The organism is Bradyrhizobium sp. P2_E8 (genome assembly GCF_056403875.1).
In genome coordinates, this window is sequence record NZ_JBFUES010001062.1 from 1 (window position 1) to 2,428 (window position 2,428).

Annotated in this window: 1 protein-coding gene; it reads left to right on the forward strand. The window is 63.2% G+C overall.

Annotated features, from left to right (window positions below; genetic code table 11):
* Window positions 1-402: 402 nt before the first annotated feature.
* Window positions 403-2,428, forward strand: a 2,026-nt coding sequence (rpoB, locus tag AC1D00_RS36635; RefSeq protein ID WP_477014026.1) for a DNA-directed RNA polymerase subunit beta, incomplete at its 3' end; no start/stop codon positions are given.

Here is a 2,428-nt window from a genome sequence, read left to right on the forward strand (position 1 = left end):
TGCAAAAGGCGTGCGACGGAACGTCCCGACGCAGGCCGAACACGAAAAAGTGTGGGGATTGGAGGGTTTACCCCTCGAATCTGCACTATTGTCGCCCCATATCGGGTCGACAGCACGAAAGCGCGGTGGGCAGGGATTCCGGATTTCCCTGTAAGCCGTTGGGAGAGCAGGCTATTTCGGGCTTTTGCAGTCCGTGAAGACAATCGTTGAGACGGGCGGGCGTGCCTATGCGCCCCGCGCGTCGTTTTGCGTTTTGAAGGTCTGAAGAACAGATTCAGGACATGACGGCCTGAAACTGGATTTTCGGTCCCCAAGACGGGTTCGAAAAATTCAACCCGGGGAGCGGCGGCAGCTGCGTCCTGGACGGCGCGCCCAGAGCGGGCGACGAAATGAGAGGCCACGATGGCGCAGCAGACATTCACCGGTCGCAAACGCGTTCGCAAGTTCTTCGGACACATCAAGGAAGTCGCCGAGATGCCGAACCTCATCGAGGTTCAGAAGGCGTCCTATGATCAGTTCCTGATGGTCGACGAACCCCAGGGCGGCCGTCTCGACGAGGGTCTGCAGGCGGTGTTCCGCTCGGTGTTCCCGATCTCCGACTTCTCGGGCACCTCGATGCTGGAATTCGTCCGCTACGAGTTCGAGCAGCCGAAATATGACGTCGACGAGTGCCGCCAGCGCGGCATGACCTTCGCGGCCCCCCTCAAGGTGACGCTGCGCCTCATCGTGTTCGATATCGACGAGGAAACCGGCGCCAAGTCGGTGAAGGACATCAAGGAGCAGGACGTCTACATGGGCGACATCCCGCTCATGACGATGAACGGCACCTTCATCGTCAACGGCACCGAGCGCGTCATCGTCTCGCAGATGCACCGTTCGCCCGGCGTGTTCTTCGACCACGACAAGGGCAAGACCYATTCCTCGGGCAAGCTGCTGTTCGCCGCCCGCGTGATCCCGTATCGCGGCTCCTGGCTCGACATCGAGTTCGACGCCAAGGACATCGTCTATGCGCGTATCGACCGTCGCCGCAAGATTCCGGTGACGTCGCTGATGTTCGCGCTCGGTCTTGATGGCGAGGCGATCCTGTCCACGTTCTACAAGAAGATCCTCTACAAGCGGACCAAGGAAGGCTGGCGCGTTCCGTTCGACGCCAACCGTTTCCGCGGCTACTCGACCATCAACGACCTGATCGACGCCGACACCGGCAAGGTCGTGCTCGAGGCCGGCAAGAAGCTCACCGTCCGTGCCGCCCGCCAGCTCCAGGAGAAGGGGCTGAAGGCGCTGCGTCTGTCGGATGAGGAACTCGTCGGCAACTACCTCGCCGAGGACCTCGTCAATCCCAAGACCGGCGAGATCCACGCCGAGGCCGGCGAGGAGATCACCGACAAGAACATGAAGGCCCTCAACGAGCAGGGCTACAAGGAACTGCCGCTGCTCGACATCGACCACGTCAATGTCGGCGCCTACATCCGCAACACGCTCTCGGCCGACAAGAACATGACGCGCGAGGACGCGCTGTTCGACATCTACCGCGTGATGCGTCCGGGCGAGCCGCCGACGCTGGATTCGGCGCAGGCCATGTTCCAGTCGCTGTTCTTCGACGCCGAGCGCTATGACCTCTCCGCGGTCGGCCGCGTCAAGATGAACATGCGCCTCGACCTCGATGCGCCCGACACCCAGCGCACGCTGCGCAAAGAAGACATCCTCTCCGTCATCAAGACGCTGGTGGACCTTCGCGACGGCAAGGGCGAGATCGACGACATCGACCATCTCGGCAACCGCCGCGTGCGTTCGGTCGGCGAGCTCATGGAGAACCAGTACCGCATCGGCCTGCTGCGCATGGAGCGCGCGATCAAGGAGCGCATGTCCTCGGTCGACATCGACACGGTCATGCCGCAGGACCTGATCAACGCGAAGCCCGCGGCTGCCGCGGTGCGCGAGTTCTTCGGCTCCTCGCAGCTCTCGCAGTTCATGGACCAGACCAACCCGCTGTCGGAGATCACCCACAAGCGCCGCCTGTCGGCGCTTGGACCGGGCGGTCTGACCCGCGAGCGCGCCGGCTTCGAGGTGCGCGACGTGCATCCGACGCATTACGGCCGCATCTGCCCGATCGAGACGCCGGAAGGTCCGAACATCGGCCTGATCAACTCGCTCGCGACCTTCGCGCGCGTCAACAAGTACGGCTTCGTCGAGACGCCGTACCGCAAGGTCAAGGACGGCCGCGTCACCGACGAGGTCGTGTACCTCTCGGCGATGGAGGAGGGCCGCTACACGGTCGCGCAGGCCAACGTGCCGCTCGACCCGAAGGGCCGCTTCACCGAAGACCTCGTGGTCTGCCGTCACGCCGGCGAAGTCTTGCCGGTGACGCCGGACAAGGTCGACTACATGGACGTGTCGCCGAAGCAGCTCGTTTCGGTCGCCGCGGCGT